Origin of the sequence: Roseivivax sp. THAF197b (assembly GCF_009363255.1) — a bacterium.
Classification (GTDB): domain Bacteria; phylum Pseudomonadota; class Alphaproteobacteria; order Rhodobacterales; family Rhodobacteraceae; genus Roseivivax.
This window is the reverse complement of the sequence record NZ_CP045318.1, coordinates 3,365,118-3,381,080: the sequence shown is the minus strand read 5'-3', so window position 1 is coordinate 3,381,080 and position 15,963 is coordinate 3,365,118. Positions and strand designations below refer to the sequence as shown.

At 67.2% G+C, this 15,963-nt stretch carries 21 protein-coding genes; 10 read left to right on the top strand and 11 right to left on the bottom strand.

Annotated features, from left to right (window positions below; genetic code table 11):
• Window positions 1–3: 3 nt before the first annotated feature.
• Window positions 4–444, top strand: a complete 441-nt coding sequence (locus tag FIV09_RS16235; protein WP_152451554.1) for a YqaA family protein — start codon at window positions 4–6, stop codon at window positions 442–444.
• Between the two features lie 4 nt (window positions 445–448).
• Here the strand turns inward: FIV09_RS16235 and FIV09_RS16230 are convergent, their stop codons facing one another.
• A complete protein-coding gene (locus tag FIV09_RS16230; RefSeq protein ID WP_152451552.1) occupies window positions 449–901 on the bottom strand; it encodes a DUF3429 domain-containing protein in 453 nt (150 codons plus the stop codon).
• 60 nt (window positions 902–961) lie between these two features.
• Window positions 962–1,579 (bottom strand): LysE family translocator, encoded by a 618-nt coding sequence (locus tag FIV09_RS16225; protein ID WP_152451550.1) that lies wholly within the window; start codon window positions 1,577–1,579, stop codon window positions 962–964.
• 164 nt (window positions 1,580–1,743) lie between these two features.
• On the opposite strand from FIV09_RS16225, the gene FIV09_RS16220 reads away from it, so the two are divergent.
• The 6 genes from FIV09_RS16220 (at window position 1,744) to truB (ending at window position 7,154) form a co-directional block, all read left to right on the top strand.
• Window positions 1,744–2,532, top strand: coding sequence for an exodeoxyribonuclease III (locus FIV09_RS16220; RefSeq protein WP_152451548.1), 789 nt, complete (start codon window positions 1,744–1,746; stop codon window positions 2,530–2,532).
• Between the two features lie 441 nt (window positions 2,533–2,973).
• Window positions 2,974–3,885, top strand: a complete 912-nt coding sequence (trxA, locus tag FIV09_RS16215) for a thioredoxin (protein WP_152452683.1) — start codon at window positions 2,974–2,976, stop codon at window positions 3,883–3,885.
• A 27-nt stretch (window positions 3,886–3,912) separates the two neighbouring features.
• Window positions 3,913–4,563, top strand: a complete 651-nt coding sequence (locus FIV09_RS16210) for an LON peptidase substrate-binding domain-containing protein (RefSeq protein ID WP_152451546.1) — start codon at window positions 3,913–3,915, stop codon at window positions 4,561–4,563.
• The gene (locus FIV09_RS16205) at window positions 4,560–4,760 is read left to right on the top strand and encodes a Trm112 family protein (protein ID WP_152451544.1); all 201 of its coding nucleotides are present in this window, start codon (window positions 4,560–4,562) and stop codon (window positions 4,758–4,760) included. Before FIV09_RS16210 ends, FIV09_RS16205 begins: the two co-directional genes overlap by 4 nt.
• A 38-nt stretch (window positions 4,761–4,798) precedes the next feature.
• On the top strand, window positions 4,799–6,190 hold the full coding sequence (locus FIV09_RS16200) for an MATE family efflux transporter (protein ID WP_254702439.1): 1,392 nt from the start codon (window positions 4,799–4,801) through the stop codon (window positions 6,188–6,190).
• A gap of 52 nt (window positions 6,191–6,242) precedes the next feature.
• On the top strand, window positions 6,243–7,154 hold the full coding sequence (gene truB, locus FIV09_RS16195; RefSeq protein ID WP_152451542.1) for a tRNA pseudouridine(55) synthase TruB: 912 nt from the start codon (window positions 6,243–6,245) through the stop codon (window positions 7,152–7,154).
• A gap of 137 nt (window positions 7,155–7,291) precedes the next feature.
• Here truB and FIV09_RS16190 read toward each other — a convergent pair whose 3' ends face one another.
• Genes FIV09_RS16190 through FIV09_RS16165 form a run of 6 tightly spaced genes read right to left on the bottom strand, consistent with a single transcriptional unit; the run spans window position 7,292 to window position 10,928 of the window.
• Window positions 7,292–7,951: an RluA family pseudouridine synthase gene (locus tag FIV09_RS16190; protein WP_254702253.1), complete on the bottom strand. Its 660-nt coding sequence runs from the start codon at window positions 7,949–7,951 to the stop codon at window positions 7,292–7,294.
• On the bottom strand, window positions 7,944–8,840 hold the full coding sequence (locus FIV09_RS16185; RefSeq protein ID WP_152451538.1) for a homocysteine S-methyltransferase family protein: 897 nt from the start codon (window positions 8,838–8,840) through the stop codon (window positions 7,944–7,946). Before FIV09_RS16185 ends, FIV09_RS16190 begins: the two co-directional genes overlap by 8 nt.
• Before the next feature lie 28 nt (window positions 8,841–8,868).
• A complete protein-coding gene (locus FIV09_RS16180) occupies window positions 8,869–9,480 on the bottom strand; it encodes a LysE family translocator (RefSeq protein ID WP_172975755.1) in 612 nt (203 codons plus the stop codon).
• The gene (locus FIV09_RS16175; RefSeq protein WP_152451536.1) at window positions 9,477–9,848 is read right to left on the bottom strand and encodes a GFA family protein; all 372 of its coding nucleotides are present in this window, start codon (window positions 9,846–9,848) and stop codon (window positions 9,477–9,479) included. The genes FIV09_RS16180 and FIV09_RS16175 overlap by 4 nt, the downstream gene beginning before the upstream one ends.
• 13 nt (window positions 9,849–9,861) lie before the next feature.
• Entirely contained in the window at window positions 9,862–10,473 is a 612-nt protein-coding gene (locus FIV09_RS16170; RefSeq protein WP_152451534.1) for a LysE family translocator, read from the bottom strand.
• Complete coding sequence (locus tag FIV09_RS16165; protein WP_152451532.1) at window positions 10,470–10,928, bottom strand: GAF domain-containing protein; 459 nt, start codon at window positions 10,926–10,928, stop codon at window positions 10,470–10,472. The genes FIV09_RS16170 and FIV09_RS16165 overlap by 4 nt, the downstream gene beginning before the upstream one ends.
• A gap of 95 nt (window positions 10,929–11,023) precedes the next feature.
• On the opposite strand from FIV09_RS16165, the gene FIV09_RS16160 reads away from it, so the two are divergent.
• A complete protein-coding gene (locus FIV09_RS16160; RefSeq protein ID WP_152451530.1) occupies window positions 11,024–11,629 on the top strand; it encodes a LysE family translocator in 606 nt (201 codons plus the stop codon).
• 71 nt (window positions 11,630–11,700) lie between these two features.
• Entirely contained in the window at window positions 11,701–12,663 is a 963-nt protein-coding gene (locus FIV09_RS16155; protein ID WP_152451528.1) for an acetyl-CoA carboxylase carboxyltransferase subunit alpha, read from the top strand.
• Window positions 12,664–12,833: 170 nt separating this feature from the next.
• Here FIV09_RS16155 and FIV09_RS16150 read toward each other — a convergent pair whose 3' ends face one another.
• Genes FIV09_RS16150 through FIV09_RS16140 form a run of 3 tightly spaced genes read right to left on the bottom strand, consistent with a single transcriptional unit; the run spans window position 12,834 to window position 15,424 of the window.
• Entirely contained in the window at window positions 12,834–14,024 is a 1,191-nt protein-coding gene (locus tag FIV09_RS16150; RefSeq protein WP_152451526.1) for a cation:proton antiporter, read from the bottom strand.
• A 1-nt stretch (window position 14,025) separates the two neighbouring features.
• Complete coding sequence (locus FIV09_RS16145) at window positions 14,026–14,700, bottom strand: GntR family transcriptional regulator (protein WP_152451524.1); 675 nt, start codon at window positions 14,698–14,700, stop codon at window positions 14,026–14,028.
• 31 nt (window positions 14,701–14,731) lie between these two features.
• A complete protein-coding gene (locus FIV09_RS16140) occupies window positions 14,732–15,424 on the bottom strand; it encodes a M48 family metallopeptidase (RefSeq protein ID WP_152451522.1) in 693 nt (230 codons plus the stop codon).
• Between the two features lie 117 nt (window positions 15,425–15,541).
• On the opposite strand from FIV09_RS16140, the gene FIV09_RS16135 reads away from it, so the two are divergent.
• Window positions 15,542–15,865 carry a TIGR02300 family protein gene (locus FIV09_RS16135; RefSeq protein ID WP_152451520.1) on the top strand — a complete coding sequence of 108 codons (324 nt, stop codon included), beginning with the start codon at window positions 15,542–15,544 and terminating at the stop codon, window positions 15,863–15,865.
• The last annotated feature ends 98 nt before the right edge of the window (window positions 15,866–15,963 follow it).

The following is a 15,963-nucleotide window of genomic DNA, read 5'->3' as shown; positions in this document are numbered from 1 at the left end:
CTTGTGGAGGTCAGTCTTCTAGCCCTTGCGGGATTGTTTGCGGCGGCCTTCGGTGCCGCGACCATCCTGCCGTTTCAATCCGAAGTGGTCTTCGTCGGCCTGCAGCTGAACGGATCGGCGGCCATCTGGCTGCTGATCGTCGTGGCCAGTATCGGCAATATCCTCGGCGCAGTGGTCAATTACGTGCTGGGCCTCTGGGCCGAACGGCTGCGCGGCACCCGCTGGTTTCCGGCCTCCGACAAGCAGATGGATCGGGCACAGGCGTGGTGGCAGCGCTACGGCGTCTGGACGCTGCTCCTGTCATGGGCGCCCTTGGGCGACGCGTTCACCGTCATTGCCGGGATCGCCAAGGTCCGGCTTTGGGTGTTTCTTGCTCTGGTCAGCATCGCGAAGACGGGCCGCTATGCGGCGCTCGCTTGGGCCACGGCAGCGGCCTCCGCGTAAGGCGTCAGTAGAAGACGCCCACCGCCAGGCAGATCACCACGAGCGCTGTCAGCAGCACCCGCAGCTGCATCCACCACCGGGGAGCGAGACCCCAGCGCCAGAAGGCGAAATCCAGCACGAGCAGACCGAGATAGCCGAAGATCAGGTTGGTGCCCGCCGAAACCGGCCCGCCCCCGGTCATGAAGAAGGCCCAGAGCGCGGGGATCACCGACAGCGCGTAGCCCGTGGCGGCGCGGGCATCCTCGGCCTTGGTGGCAAAGCCCCAGAGCACGCCCGACATGAAGCTCAGGATCACCGCGCCGTAATAGAGTTGCACGTAAGGTCCGATGAAGCGCGGCCCGAGCGTGTCGAGCCCCCATTGCGCAAGCTCCGGCGACAGGAGCGTCAGCGCCCCCCAGAAAAACGGGATCACGCCCGCAACTCCGAGGATCAATGCGGACCGGGGGATATCGTTCATCGGGCAGGCTCCGTCTTGGCGTGGTCTCGACCCGTCAGGTAGTGCGGTCCGCGCCGGAAGTCACCCGGCCCGTTCGAGCGCCAGTCGGCCCGCCAGGGCCGCAAAGAGCGCGGCAAAGGACCGGTTCAGCCAGCGCATGATCGCCGCACTGCCCAGGAGCCTGTCGCGCGCCGCGGCAGCCATCAGCCCGTAAAGGACGAAGATCCCGAAGGTCAGCACCATGAAGATCGCGCCCATCAACGTCATCTCGAAGGTGGCGCTCTCGGGATTGCCGCTCAGGAAAGGCGGCAGCAGGGCCAGGAAGAAGACCGACAGCTTTGGGTTGAGGATGTTGATCAGCGCCCCGCGCCGCGCGATGCGATGCCCGGGATCGGCGCGCTTTTCCGCCGTGACCGACAGCGCACCGCCTGCGCCCAAAGACTGCCACGCCAGCCACAGCAGATAGGCAACACCCGCCCATTTCACGGCCGTGAACAGCAGTGCGCTCGTATGCAGCACCGCCGCCAGCCCGAGGATCGCGGCCGCGAGATGCGGCACGATCCCGATGGTGCAGCCAAGGGCCGCCCAAAGCGCGGCGCGCCGCCCCTGACCCAGAGAGATGGCGAGGGTGTAGAGCACACCCGTGCCCGGCGCGATGACGACCACGAAGGCGGTGAGGAGGAACTGAAGCGATATCATGGAGTCATTGGCGCAGCGGGGCTGGCTGCTGTCAAAGGCTTTGTCGCGGCGTTGCTCTCTGCGGCGCGACTGTCGCGTCCCGCCTGCGGCGCTCCGACCCTTGCGCGTACAATCCCGATGGGCGAGAGGTCGAGCACCGCATCTTTACCCGCAGGAGATCCGCCATGCCCTTCACGCTTGCCACCTGGAACATCAACTCCGTGCGCCTGCGCGAAGGTCTCGTCGCGCGGCTGTTGCAGGAAGAGGGGCCGGATGTCCTCTGCCTCCAGGAGTGCAAGAGCCCGGTCGAGAAGATCCCGACAGAGGCCTTTGCGGAGCTGGGCTACAGGCACATGGTCGCACGCGGACAGAAGGGCTATAACGGCGTGGCGATCCTGTCGAAACTGCCGATCGAGGATGCGGGCGATCGCGATTTTGCCGCCTTGGGGCATGCGCGGCACGTGGCCGCCCGGCTCGAGAACGGCGTGACGATCCACAATTTCTACGTGCCCGCAGGCGGCGACAAACCCGACCGCGCGGTGAACGAGAAATTCGGCCAGAAGCTCGATTACCTGACCGAGATGCGCGACTGGTTCCATGCCGAACGGCCCGAGAAGTCGATCCTCGTAGGGGATCTGAACATCGCCCCGCGTGAGGATGACGTCTGGTCGCACAAGCAGCTTCTGAAGGTCGTCTCGCATACGCCTGTCGAGGTCGAGCATCTGGGGGCTGCGCAGGATGCAGGCGGCTGGGTCGACGTGACCCGCGCCGACATCCCCGAGGGACAGCTTTATTCCTGGTGGTCCTACCGGTCTCCGGATTGGGACGCGGCGGACAAGGGCCGCAGGCTCGATCACGTCTGGGCGACGCCCGACATCTCGAATGCCGCCCATGGCAGCCGGGTCCTGCGCCATGTGCGCGGATGGGAACAGCCCTCCGATCACGCACCGGTCTTTGCGTCTTTCGATCTTTGAGCGGGCAAGGCCGCGTGCCGCGGCCTGCGAGAGACGCTGTCTCTCGCGCTCTCTGGAGGTATTTCCGGTCCGGTCGTGACAGGGCGGGGCGCGCCATTCCGGCTTGGGACGCATGGTCGGTGAGGGTGTCGGCGCGCGGTGTTTGATGTGCCCTTCGGCGGCGTGATGGCGGGTGCCGGATCTGCGCGTGTCGGCATTGGGTGGGCGCATGGCAGCGGTCTTGAGCGCACGGCAACGTGTCCGGTAGATCCGAGCCGGACGATTGCGTCGTACCGCGGCCCGGCGACTTCACCGATTGTCCGAACGTGTTGGCCGGGCGTGGGCGCGCGCCGGGTTGCAGCCTCCTGCGCGGGCCCCCGGATGGCACTGCTGCCCTTGCATCACGGGTTCGTGCGCGCCATCTACACGTCAACATACGCCATTCGCCAGACGGAGCCCGCCATGATCGAGCTTGGACAATCGACCCCGAACGACGCCGATATCATCAAGGATGTCGCTGAACAGGACTTCATGACGGATGTCATCGAGGCCAGCCAGGAGGTTCCGGTCATCGTCGATTTCTGGGCGCCCTGGTGCGGGCCGTGCAAGACGCTGGGCCCCCAGCTCGAAGCGGCCGTGCGCGCGCAGAAGGGCGCTGTGAAGATGGCCAAGGTCAATGTCGACGAAGCCCAGCAGATCGCGGGTCAGCTCCGCATCCAGTCGATCCCGACGGTCTATGCCTTCCACAAGGGCCAGCCGGTCGATGGCTTCCAGGGGGCGGTGCCCGAAAGCCAGATCAAGCAGTTCGTCGAGCAACTCGCCAAGATGGGCGGCGGCGATGCGTCGGGTGGCCTCGATGACGCCGTGGCCGCGGCGGAAGAGATGCTCGAGGCCGGGCAGGCGCAGGATGCCGCGCAGATCTTTCAGGCCATCCTCGGCGAGGAGCCGAACCATGCGGGCGCCTATGCCGGTCTCATCCGCGCGACGCTCGCCGGCGGCGATGTGGACCAGGCCGAGGCCATCCTCAACGGGGCCCCGGCCGAGATCACAGACGCGCCCGAGCTCGAGGCCGCGCGTGCCCAGATCGCCCTGGCCCATCAGGCCGAACAGGCGGGCCCCATCGCCGAGCTCGAGGCCAAGGTCGCCGCCGATCCCGCCGACCAGCAGGCGCGTTTCGACCTGGCCCAGGCGCTTCATGCGGGCGGGCGCACCGAGGAGGCCGTGAACCAGCTTCTGGAGATGTTCCGCCAGGATCGCGAGTGGAATGACGGGGCCGCGAAGCAGCAGCTGTTCACGATTTTCGACGCGCTTAAGCCCAATGATCCGATCGTGCTGAACGGGCGTCGGAAACTTAGCTCGATGATATTTGCCTGAGACCGGGAAGGGGCTAACTCGCAGCTTATGGCAAGGTACAAAGACCTCCCCGACACGATCGCGATCTTCCCGCTGCCCGGCGCCCTGTTGCTGCCGCGCGCGCATTTGCCGCTGCATCTCTTCGAGCCGCGGTACCTGCAGATGTTCGACGATACGCTGAAGACCGATGCGCGGCTCATCGGGATGGTGCAACCGAACCCGAACCCGGGCAACGAAAAGGCCCTGCACAAGATCGGCTGCGCGGGCCGGATCACCCAATTCTCTGAAACGGAGGACGGGCGCTACATGATCACGCTGACCGGTCTCTCCCGGTTCCGGCTGGAGGCGGAGGAGGACGGCTTCACCCCATATCGCCGCGCCCGTGTCAGCTGGTCGGATTTCGAGGCGGATCGCAACGCGCGTTCGGAGCACGATGACGAATTCGACCGCTCTGCCTTCCTGTCCATCCTCAACCGCTTCTTCGCCGCGCGCGATCTGTCCGCGGATTGGTCGTCGCTGAAGGAGGCCGATGACGAGCTGTTGATCAACTCCCTGTCGATGCTGCTCGATTTCGAGCCCGAGGAGAAACAGGCGCTTCTGGAAGCCCCCCGTCTCGCCAGCCGCCGGGAAACGCTGGTCACGCTGCTGGAATACGCGCTGCGGTCGGGCGGTCCCGATGGTGAGGACATCATGCAATGAACGACGACACCCCTTCGACCCAGTTTGACCGCCGCATGCTGGAGGCGCTGATCTGCCCGGAGACCCAGGCCACGCTGTCCTACGATCCGGAGCGTCAGGAGCTGGTCAGTGCGCGCGCGGGCCTGGCCTATCCGATCCGCGATGGCATCCCGGTGATGCTGGTCTCCGAGGCGCGCGTGCTGGACGATTCCGCCTAGCCCGCTAACTCCCTGCCATTGCGAACAGGAGCAGGCGCGTGGCGGGAAAACTCGATCTCAACGAAAAATCGGTTCCGGCCGCCCTCTGGCAGGTCTCGGCCCCCATGGCGATCGGCATCCTCGGGGTGCTGTCCGTGGGTCTGGCCGACAGCTTCTTTCTCGCGCGCGCCGGGCAGGATGAACTCGCCGCGATCGGTTTCATCTACCCGGTGATCGTCGCGATCACGTCGCTCTCCATCGGGTTGTCGGCGGGCACCAGCGCGGTGGTCAGCCAGGCGCTCGGGGCCAATGGCGGCGATGACAGCACCTCGGCGCGCCTTGCGATGCACGCGCTCATCGTCGCGGCGAGCCTCGCAACGCTCGTCGCCATCCTGCTATATTTCGTCGCCCCCTGGCTCTTCGGCCTGATGGGGGCGGAGGGCGCGGTGCTCGAGGGCATCCGCGCCTACATGCCGTGGTGGTGCCTGGGCTTTCCCTTCATCGTGGCCGGGCAGGCGCTGAATTCCGTCTTTCGCGCAGGCGGCGAGGCGCGGATCGCGGCATCGGTGATGCTGAGCCAGGCCATCATCAACATCGTGCTCGATCCGATCTTCATCTTCGGGCTCGGCCCGATCCCCGAACTTTGCATCGAGGGCGCGGGGATTGCCACGGCAACGGCCCGCATCCTGGCCTTCGCGGGTTGCCTCGCCTTCGCGATCCGCACCCGGCGGATCGACATCTCGAACTGCTCGCTCTCGGGCTTTGGTGCCTCGGCGCTGCGTATCGGCAAGGTCGGCGGTCCGGCCTCGCTGTCGAACGCGATCAACCCGGCGGGCATGGCGGCCGTGACCGCGGCCGTCGCGATCATCGGGGAAAGCGCGGTGGGCGGCTTCGGGGCCGCGACCCGCGTTCAGAACCTCCTCTTCGTGCCGATGCTGGCGCTGTCTGCGGGGATCGGCCCGGTGGTGGGGCAGGCCTGGGGATCGGGAGACAAGGCGCGAGCGCAACAGACGGTGCGGCTGACCTTCCTGCTGTGCCTGGGCTACGGCATCGCGGTCTCCACGCTGCTCTGGCTCACCGCGGAACCGGTCGCGCGAGTGATGACCAACGGGCTCGAAGCGGTCCCCTATGCGGCGCAATACCTCCGCTGGGTCTCGATCAGCTTTTTCGGCTACGGCATCCTTGTCACCGCCAATGCCGCGATGAATGCCCGCGAGAAGCCCATGCTGTCCCTGACGCTCAGCCTGGGCCGGATCGGGCTGATCTACGTGCCGCTGGCCTGGGCCGGAGCCTATGCGCTGGGCTATTCGGGCATTCTTGCCGCTGCGGTCGCGGCCAATCTCGGCGCGGTTCTGGGCGCCCTCGTCCTGTGCCGCCGGGCGGGCGTTCTGGGCGGTCTCGACCTCGGGGACGCCGCCCGCTCGGCCGCCGCCACCGCCCGGCCGAATTGACAGCCCTTCCGGCATCGCCTATCAGCCGCGCCTCAGCTTCAAGGAGGCTTTCATGGGACGCGCACGCAAGGGTCGGGATGTGGCGGGCTGGCTCGTCGTCGACAAGCCCGCCGGGCTGACATCGACAGCCGTGGTCAACAAGGTGCGCTGGGCGCTGTCGGCGAAAAAGGCGGGCCATGCGGGCACGCTGGATCCGGATGCGACAGGCGTGCTGGCCGTGGCCCTTGGCGAGGCCACCAAGACCGTCCCCTACATCACCGATGCGCTGAAGGCCTACCGCTTCACCGTCCGGCTGGGCCAGGCGACCAACACCGACGATGCCGAGGGCGAGGTGATCGCGACCTCCGATCTGCGCCCCTCCGATGCCGAGATCAAGGAAGCCCTGCACGGTTTCGTGGGCGAGATCATGCAGATCCCGCCGCAATATTCCGCGGTGAAGATCGACGGCGAACGCGCCTATAAACGCGCCCGAGACGGCGAGACGATGGAGATTGCCGCCCGCCCGCTCTGGGTCGAGGAGCTGGTGATGACCGGGCGCGAGGACGCCGATCACGTCACGCTCGAAATGACCTGCGGCAAGGGCGGCTATGTGCGCTCCGTGGCGCGCGATCTGGGCGCGGCGCTGGGCTGTCGCGGCCATGTTCGCGAGCTGCGGCGCCTCTGGTCCGGGCCCTTCGATGCCGCGGACGGCATAAGCCTTGAGGAGATCGAGCGCCTGGCGAAAGATCCTGCCCTCGACGCGCATCTCCTGCCCATTGAGGCAGGCCTCACCGATCTGCCGGAACTGCGCTGCGCCGCGGCCGAGGCCAATCGCATCCGCAACGGCAATCCCGGCGCGGTGGCGGCCTCCGATCTCGACTACGGCGAGGAATGCTGGGCCTCCTGCGACGGCGTTCCCGTGGCTGTCGGGCGCTACCGGGCCGGGACTTTCCACCCCGACCGGGTCTTCGTCACCCCGACCTGAGCCGCCCGCGCGTCCCACCTGCGGACGGCGCGCCCGCCCTGTCACGACCGGACCGAAAATACCTCCAGAGAGCGCGAGAGACAGCGTCTCTCGCAGGCCGCGGCACGCGGCCTTGCCCGGCCTGCCAAACGGGATCCTCAGAAAGGTGGCTTGGCGCGAAACTGCATGCCCCGCCCGCCATCGGGATGGCGCAGGCGCAATTCCTCCGCATGCAGCATCATGCGCGGAAACTCCGCAGCACTTTCGGGCGCGTAAAGCGGATCGCCCAGAATCGGATGGCCGAGCGCCAGCATATGCACCCTGAGCTGGTGCGACCGGCCGGTCTTCGGAAACAGCCGCACCCGCGTCTCGTCCTCCTGCGCCTTCATCACCCGCCAATTGGTCAGCGCGGGCTTGCCCGTCTCGTGATCGACCTTCTGCAAGGGCCGGTTCGGCCAGTCGACGATCAGCGGTAAATCGATCTCGCCCGTCTTTTCAGCGATGCGCCCGGCCACCCGCGCAAGATAGGTCTTCTTCATCTGCCGCTTTTCGAATTGCAGCCCAAGATGGCGCTGGGCATGGGGTGTCAGCGCGAAGACCATCACGCCCGACGTGTCCCGGTCGAGCCTGTGCACCAGCAGCACCTCCGGAAAGGCGATCTGCAGCCGCGCGATCAGGCAATCTGCCAGGCCTTCGCCCTTGCCCGGCACCGACAGGAGCCCCGCGGGCTTGTCCACGACGAGGATCTCGTGATCGGCATGCAGGACGGGAATTTCGCCCTGGGGCGGGTCGTAATCGGTGCCGGGGCCGTCAGACAATCTCGTGCCCCGCATTGCGCAGCCGCTCGGCGATGGCGGCGATATGCTCGGGCCCCGTCTCGCAGCAGCCGCCGACGATGGTCGCGCCTTGCGCCACCCAATCCATCGCGAAGCCCGCATAGCGCTGGGGGCCCATGTCGCGCCGGGCGGCCAGTGCATTGACCGTGGCCTCGGCGTCAAGGAAGTCCTTGGTGATCTGGGTGAAGGCATTGGCATAGGCGCCGAGCCGCAGACCGGAGGGCGCCATTTCCGCCAGTGCCGGACCCATCGCCTCGGGGGCGGAGCAATTGGCCAGAAGTGCGGCGCATCCGCCCTCGGCGGCAAGGGCGGCGGCTTCGGCCACAGGCTCGCCCGAGCGCAGTCGGGTGCCGTCCTGATCGTCCACCGTGATCGCGATCCAGACCGGCTTCGAGGTTTCCTGCCCCGCCGTCAGCGCCGCGCGCAGCGTGTCGAGCGTGGCCAGCGTCTCGAAGGCGATGAGATCGACCTCGGGCGCCATCTTGCGCACGATCTCGGAATAGGTCGCGACGGCCTGTTCCATGCCGGGGAACATGTCCGTGCGGTAGGAGCCGCCAAGCGGGCCGATACAGCCCGCGATCCGGCCCTTGCCATGGGCATCGCGCGCCGATTGCGCCTCCGCAATGGCCGCCGCGCGGAAGGTGTCGATCTGATCGAGAAGCCCCGCCCGCTCCAGCCTGTCGGGCAGAAGCGCGTAGGTATTCGCCATCGCCACGCTGGCGCCTGCCGCGAAAAAGTCCCGGTGCACCTGCTCCACGAGGCCGGGCCGGTCGATCATCACGCGGGTCGCCCAAAGCGGTGTCGGCTCGTCGCCCGAGCGCTTGATCAGTTCCTGACCCATGCCGCCATCGAGCAGCGTTATCTTGGCCATGAGGGCCCCCCATTCTTCCTGCGAAACGTCATCCCCAAGCCAACCTAACCGCCAGGGCGGCAAAGACCAGCGCCGCAACCCGGTTCATCGCGCGCGCCCGTGCGCGCAGCACCTCCGCCAGCGCGCCCGCCGCGGCACCGTAAGCCGCCGTGATGACGAAGCCGGTGGTCATGAACACGGCACCCAGCGCAAGAAGCTGGCTCCAGACCGGGCCACGGGCGGGATCGGCGAATTGCGGCAGGAAGGCCAGCACGAAAAGCGCCACCTTGGGATTGAGCAGGTTGGTCACGAAGCCCCGGCGGAAGGCGCCCGGCAGATCCGCCATGCCGCGTTCGCGGCTCGCAGGCGGCGCGCGCCACGTGCTGACCGCGAGATAGAGAAGGTACCCCGCTCCCGCCCACCGGATCACGTCAAAAGCGCCGGGCAGTGCGCGCAGCGCCGCCGCGACCCCGAAGGCCGTCAGCGCCACATGCACGAACGCCCCGGCGGCGATCCCGGCCGCTGCGGCAATGCCTGCGCGTCTGCCGCCCCGCGCGCCCGAGGCCAGCGCGAACATCACGTCCGATCCGGGCGTCAGGTTGAGCAGAATGCCTGCGCCCAGAAAAGCCAGGAAACTTGCCGGATCGGGCAGCGCGATCATGGCGTGCAGGGCACGTCATCCGGCAGATCGTAATAATCGCCGCGGCTGTCGGTGAAGATATGCTTGACGATACTCAGGTCGGTCGGCCCGTCGATCGCGCCCATGGCGAAGCTCATCGTGTCCTCGTCATGCGCCTTCCAGAACAGGAACGAGCCGCAGCGCGGGCAGAAGCCGCGCTTGGCGTTGTCGCTTGCCGCGAACCACTGCACCGGTCCGTCGATGGCGATATCGCCCTCGGGCACGTAGGAGGAGGACCACAGATGCCCCGACATCTTGCGGCATTGCGTGCAATGACAGACCGCAGCGCCCTTGGGCGTGCCCGAAACGGTGAAGGTGATATCGCCGCAGCAACAGCTTCCGGTCAGCATGGTCCTATCCTCCTCAGGCGAAAATGCTCGCACCCAGCGCCAGACCATAAAACACGAAACAGCCCGCGAGAACACGGCGCACGCGTCTGTCCGCCACAGCCCCCAGTGCCGCGCGTCCAAGCGCCGTGCCAAGGACCGTGTAGCCGATGTAGCTCATCGCGGTGATGCTCAGCGCCGTGGGCACGATCACCCCCATCTGCGAAAGGATCGGCACGTTCGGATCGACGAATTGCGAGAACGCCGCGAGGTAGCCCGCGACGCTCTTGGGATTGATCGTCGCGATCGCGAAGGCGCGCAGATAGATCGAGCCCGGTGCCGCCGCGACCTCGGTCAAGGGCTGGCCTGCGCGCCGCCAGCCGCGGATGCCGAGCCAGATCAGCACCGCAGCCCCGGCGATTTTCGCGGCAAGGAACGCCGTCGGCGCCGTGGTCAGAAGGGCGGTGATCCCCAAGGCCGAGAGCGTCAGAAACAACAGCGCCTGCGTCAGGATCGCGGCGACGCCCCAAAGCGCGCGCCAGAAGCCGTGCGTCATGCCGTTCTGGATGCAGTTGACCGCATTCGGTCCCGGCGATGTGACGAAGAGAACCCAGAAGCCCGCGAAGATCAGCCAGGCCTGTCCGCTCACGCGGCATGCTCGAAACTGCGGGCGAGGATCGCGGAGAGCGCCTCGGCATCTGCCTCATCGAAAGCCGCAGGCCGGTCGCTGTCGATGTCGAGCACACCCAGCAGCACGCCCGCGCCGTTCCAGACCGGCAGCACGATCTCGGACCGGGTGGAGGTCGCGCAGGCGATATGGCCCGGAAAGGCCTCCACATCGTCGACGAGCTGAACCTCGCCCGTACGCGCCGCCGCACCGCAGACCCCGCGCGCAAACGGAATGACGAGGCAGCCATGTCCGCCCTGATAGGGCCCGATCTTCAGCGTCTCGGGGGCCGTCACGCGGTAAAAGCCCGTCCAGTCGAAGCGATCATCGGCGTGGTGCAGCTCGCACACGATCGTGGCCATGAGGGCGACCGCGTCGGTCTCGCCCTCGGTGAGGGCCGCGATGGTCTTGGCAAGGTCGTCGTAATTCGCGCGCATGGGGCCTCCTGTCGATTGTCTGCCGTGTAATGCGGCAGGTGCCGCGCGACAAACGCATTTCCCATTCGGTTTCCGCGCGTTTAAAGCTCCGTCCCATGACACCTGATCTCTTCACAGCGCTCATCGCGTTTGCCTTCGTCACCGTGATGACGCCCGGCCCCAACAACTTCATGTTGATGGCTTCGGGGGCGAATTTCGGCTTCCGCCGGACGCTGCCGCATATGGCGGGCGTGGGTCTGGGCTTTCCGGCGATGTGTTTCTGCGTGGGGCTCGGGGTGATGCGGCTCTTCGATCTCTGGCCGCCGGCCTATGCGATCCTGACGGTGCTGTCGGTGGCCTACATGCTGTACCTGGCCTGGAAGATCGCCAATGCCGCCGCGCCTGCGCGGGGCGAGGAGGATGTGAGCGTTGATGGCACGCCCTTGTCCTTCCTGCAGGCGGCCGCCTTCCAATGGGTCAATCCGAAGGCCTGGTCGATGGCGCTGTCGGCGATCACGCTCTATGCGCCGGGCAAATCGCTGGGCGCTGTGCTGTGGGTGGTGGGCGCCTATATCGCCTGTTCCATGGTCTCCACCACAAGCTGGACCAGCATCGGCACGACCCTTCGGCGCTTTCTGCAGGAGCCGCGCCGCTTGCGGCTCTTCAACTGGACGATGGCGGGCCTTCTGGTGGCCTCGCTCATCCCGGTGATCCTCGGCTGATCTGGTCCGGTTCTGTTGCAACTGGCGCCGCGCGGCGGCATATAACCCGAAGCGAACAGGCAGGGGCGTCCATGACCCATTATCTCGATTTCGAAAAACCGCTGGCCGAGATTGAAGGCAAGGCGGAAGAGCTGCGCGCGATGGCCCGCAGCAACGAAGAGATGGATATCGAGGCCGAGGCCCGCGCGCTCGACAAGAAGGCCGCGGACATGCTGCGGGACCTCTACGGCAAGCTGACGCCCTGGCGGAAATGCCAGGTGGCGCGGCATCCGACCCGGCCGCATTGCCGCGATTATATCGAGGCGCTGTTCTCGGAATACACGCCGCTCGCGGGCGACCGGGCCTTCGGCGAAGACGACGCGGTGATGGGCGGGCTCGCGCGCTTTGGCGACCGGCCCGTCGTGGTGATCGGCCACGAGAAGGGCAACGACACGCAGTCGCGCCTGCACCACAATTTCGGCATGGCCCGGCCCGAGGGTTACCGCAAGGCGATCCGCCTGATGGACATGGCCGACCGCTTCGGCCTGCCGGTCATCACACTGGTGGACACGCCCGGCGCCTATCCCGGCAAGGGTGCCGAGGAGCGGGGCCAGTCCGAGGCCATCGCGCGCGCCACCGAGAAATGCCTGCAGATCGGCGTGCCGCTTCTGTCCGTCATCATCGGCGAAGGCGGATCGGGCGGGGCCGTGGCCTTCGCCAGCGCGAACCGCGTGGCGATGCTGGAGCATTCGGTCTATTCGGTGATCTCGCCCGAAGGCTGCGCGTCGATCCTGTGGAAGGATGCCGAGAAGATGCGCGAGGCGGCGGAAGCGCTGCGGCTCACGGCGCAAGACCTGCAGAAGTTGGGTGTCTGCGACCGAATCATCCCCGAACCCCTGGGCGGCGCGCATCGCGATGCGGACGCCACTATCGCCGCGGTAGGAGAGGCGATCTCCGCCATGCTGGGCGAGATGGGCGAGAGCGACCGCGCCGGATATATCGCGGCACGGCGGAAAAAGTTCCTCAGCATCGGCTCCAAGGGCCTCGCCGCCTGAGCGGGGCTGCCTGATCCGGCGGTCGCGCGGGGCAAAGCCCCACGCGGCATGATATCTCGAAAATGGCTTTGGCCATTTCCTCGGGATTGTGCGTTTTTCTGGAAAGGTGAAGGGCTGGCGGTGGCGCATGGCGCGGCGGTGTGGCCCAGGTCGCGACGGGGGCGCTGCGGTCAGCGTGGGGTTTCGGCATCCGGCACAGCACCCGCGCGCCGCAGGGCGAGTGTGGTCAGCAAAGGTCCCAGAAGTTCGAACAGGACCGTCGTGCCGATGGTCAGGCTCAGGATCGTCTCGCCGTGTTCGGGTAGCCGCTCCGCCGCGATCAGGCCCATGCCCACGGCCACGCCCGCCTGCGGCAGCAACGCAATGCCGATCCAGCGCCGTTCCATCGCGGGCAGGCCGCCTGCAAGCCCGCCGATCCAGCCGCCCAGCATCCGTGCCGCTACTCGCAGAGCCACGAAGCCCGCGCCCAGAAGTCCGAGCTCCGCAAGGCTCGACAGTTCCAGCGTCGCGCCCGCGAGCAGGAAAAACAGGATCAGGAACGGCCATTCGATATGCTCGATCTCGTGGAAGGCGTAATCGTGATGCCGGGCGCGGTTCACGATCACAGCACCCACGGTCATGCCTGTCAGCAGGAAGGACAGATCGAGCCAGAGCGCCAGCCCCGCCACCAGGAAGACGAGGCCCAGCGCCTCGGTCTGGAGCGGCTCTCCGGGGCTGAGCCGCCCGGTCAGATGCGCCGCGGGCAGCCCGATCGCGAGCCCCAGCGCGATGGAACCGCCGATCTCGTACGACGCGCCGAAGAGCGCCGCGGCCCCGCCCGATGTCGCGCCGCCTGCGAGGATCTGCGCGCCGACCATCGCCAAGGCGAAGGCCACCATGCCCCAGGCATCGTCGATGGCCACGACGCCTTCGACCGTTTCGGCGAAAGGGCCGGTCGCGCCGGTATCGTGCAGCACTGCCCGCGTCGTGGCGGGGGCCGTGGCGCAGGCGATGGCCCCAAGCAGCAGCGACACCGCAAGGGGCGCGCCCATGGCCCACAGCCCCATTGCCACAATGGTCTGCGTCACGAGCACGATGGACAGCGACACCGCAAGGATCGCGCGCCCGCGCCGCCGCAGCGTCTCGAGCCGGAGCGCGCCGCCCAGAAGGAAGGCCACCATGGTCAGCGCGACGATGGAGACAGGCTCGTAGAGGGCTGTGATCTCGGCGGGGACCAGATCCAGCCCGGAGCCGCCGATCAGGATCCCGAAGATCAGCAGGATCGTCACGCGGGGCAGGCGGGTGCGCCGCCCGAGCATATCCGCCGCGAGGCCGGTCAGGAACAGCGCTCCGATGGCGATCAGCGCGATGTCGCGGGACATTTCAGGTGGCCAGCATCTTCAGGCCCTGCGTCACGTCCGAGCGCACCGCGAGCCTGAGCGAGGGCTCGTCGCCCGCCTTGAGCGCGGCCACGATCAAGCGGTGGTATTGTGGGGCCTCCGACCTGCGCAGGCGGGCATAGAGCGCGCCCATGGTCGGGCCAAGCTGCAGCCAGACCGTTTCGGCCATGGCCAGCATCGCGGGCGCCTGGGCGCGCAGATAGAGCGTGCGGTGAAATTCGAGGTTTGTGCGGATATAGCCCACCGCGTCGCGGTTGGAGACGACGTCGGTCATCGCGCTGTTGATGCTTTGCAACCGTTCGATCAGCGCCATGTGGGCGCGCGGCAGGGCGCGCGAAGCCAGCTCCACCTCGATGAGAGCGCGCAGGGCGGCCAGCTCCTCGATCCGGTCGGGGGACAGTTCCGGCGTGGCCACGCGGCCCGAGGCGGACATCGACAGCGCCCCTTCGGCGACAAGGCGCTGCACCGCTTCGCGTGCGGGTGTCATGGAGACGCCGAATTCCCGGCCGATCCCGCGCAGGGTCAGTGCGGCGCCGGGGGCCATCTGGCCGAACATGATGCGCGACCTGAGGCCTCGGTACACCTTGTCATGCGCCGATGGCGTGACCTCGGCCACGCGGGGGGCAGTCACGGGGGCAGGGCGCGGTGGTGTCAACATGACCCGAATGTGATCACATGCATGTGCCGCGTCAATCGTCGAAGCGGTAGCGGTGCAATTCGGACCCGTTTTCGCGCAGCCAGCGGCGCGGTGTGCGCCAATCGCCGTAAAGCTGCGTGACCTGCCGCCAGAACCGATCGGAATGATCCATATGCGCCAAATGCGCGACCTCGTGCGCGGCCACGTAATCGAGGATCTCGGGCGGGGCGAGGATGAGCCGCCAGGAATAGCTCAGCCCGCCCTGGCTGGAACACGACCCCCAGCGCGAGCGGGTATCGCGCAGGGTGATCCGCGCGTAAGGACGCCCCAGCGCCGCGGCATAGCGGTCGGATGCCGCGGCAAGGCGGTCCCGCGCCAACCCCTTCAGATGGGCCTGAAGCCGGGCCGCGATGCGAGGCTCGGGGCCGGGCACTGCGATCCGGTCGGCCTCGAGAAGGAGCCTGCGCCCTGGTGCTGCCTCCACCCGGCGGGGCACGCCCTCCACCGGCAGCACGGCGCCTGCCGCCACCGACACGGGCTCTGCCCTGCGGTCCAGGTGATCGCGCAGCCAGGCTTCCTTTTCGCGCAGGAAGGCCAGGCCTTCGCGCTCAGGCACGAATCGGGGCAGGGTGAGCGTCACGCGCCCGTCGATTCCGGACATCCGCAGCGATATCCGCTTGGCCCGTGCGGAGCGGCGCAAGGTGACCGGGATCGGCGGGTTGCCATGCAGTTCGATGATGCCCATGTAGCCTCGTAACGGAGCGCGCGCGCATACCCGGCGTCAAAGGCTTTGACACCGCCCGGACCTTATGGCAGGTGCCCCGAATTGTCCGCAAGTGTGACCAGATGGAAAGGACCTCCCATGGCCAAGGAAGAATGGGGCGTCAAAAGGCTGTGCCCGACCACGGGCAAGCGATTCTACGACATGAACCGCGATCCGGTCGTCAGCCCCTATACGGGCGAAGTCGTCGAGATCGAGACCGGCAAGCGTTCGATGATCGCTGCTGACGCTGCCGACGGCGCCAGCCGCAAGGCCAAGAAGGCCGATACCGAGGAGACGGATGTCGTCGAAGATGACGATGTCGATGTGGATCTCGGTGATGATGACGTGCTCGATGACGACGATGACGATGAAAACGTCTCGCTCGACGAGATCGCGGACGTCGCGGACGACAGCGACGATTGATACGATGCACAAAGCGGGCGGGGTGAAGATTTTTGCCTTGAACCCGCTTTGGGCTTTGCGTATCTGACGCCGCACAACGCAGCCTTCGGGCTGCGCGG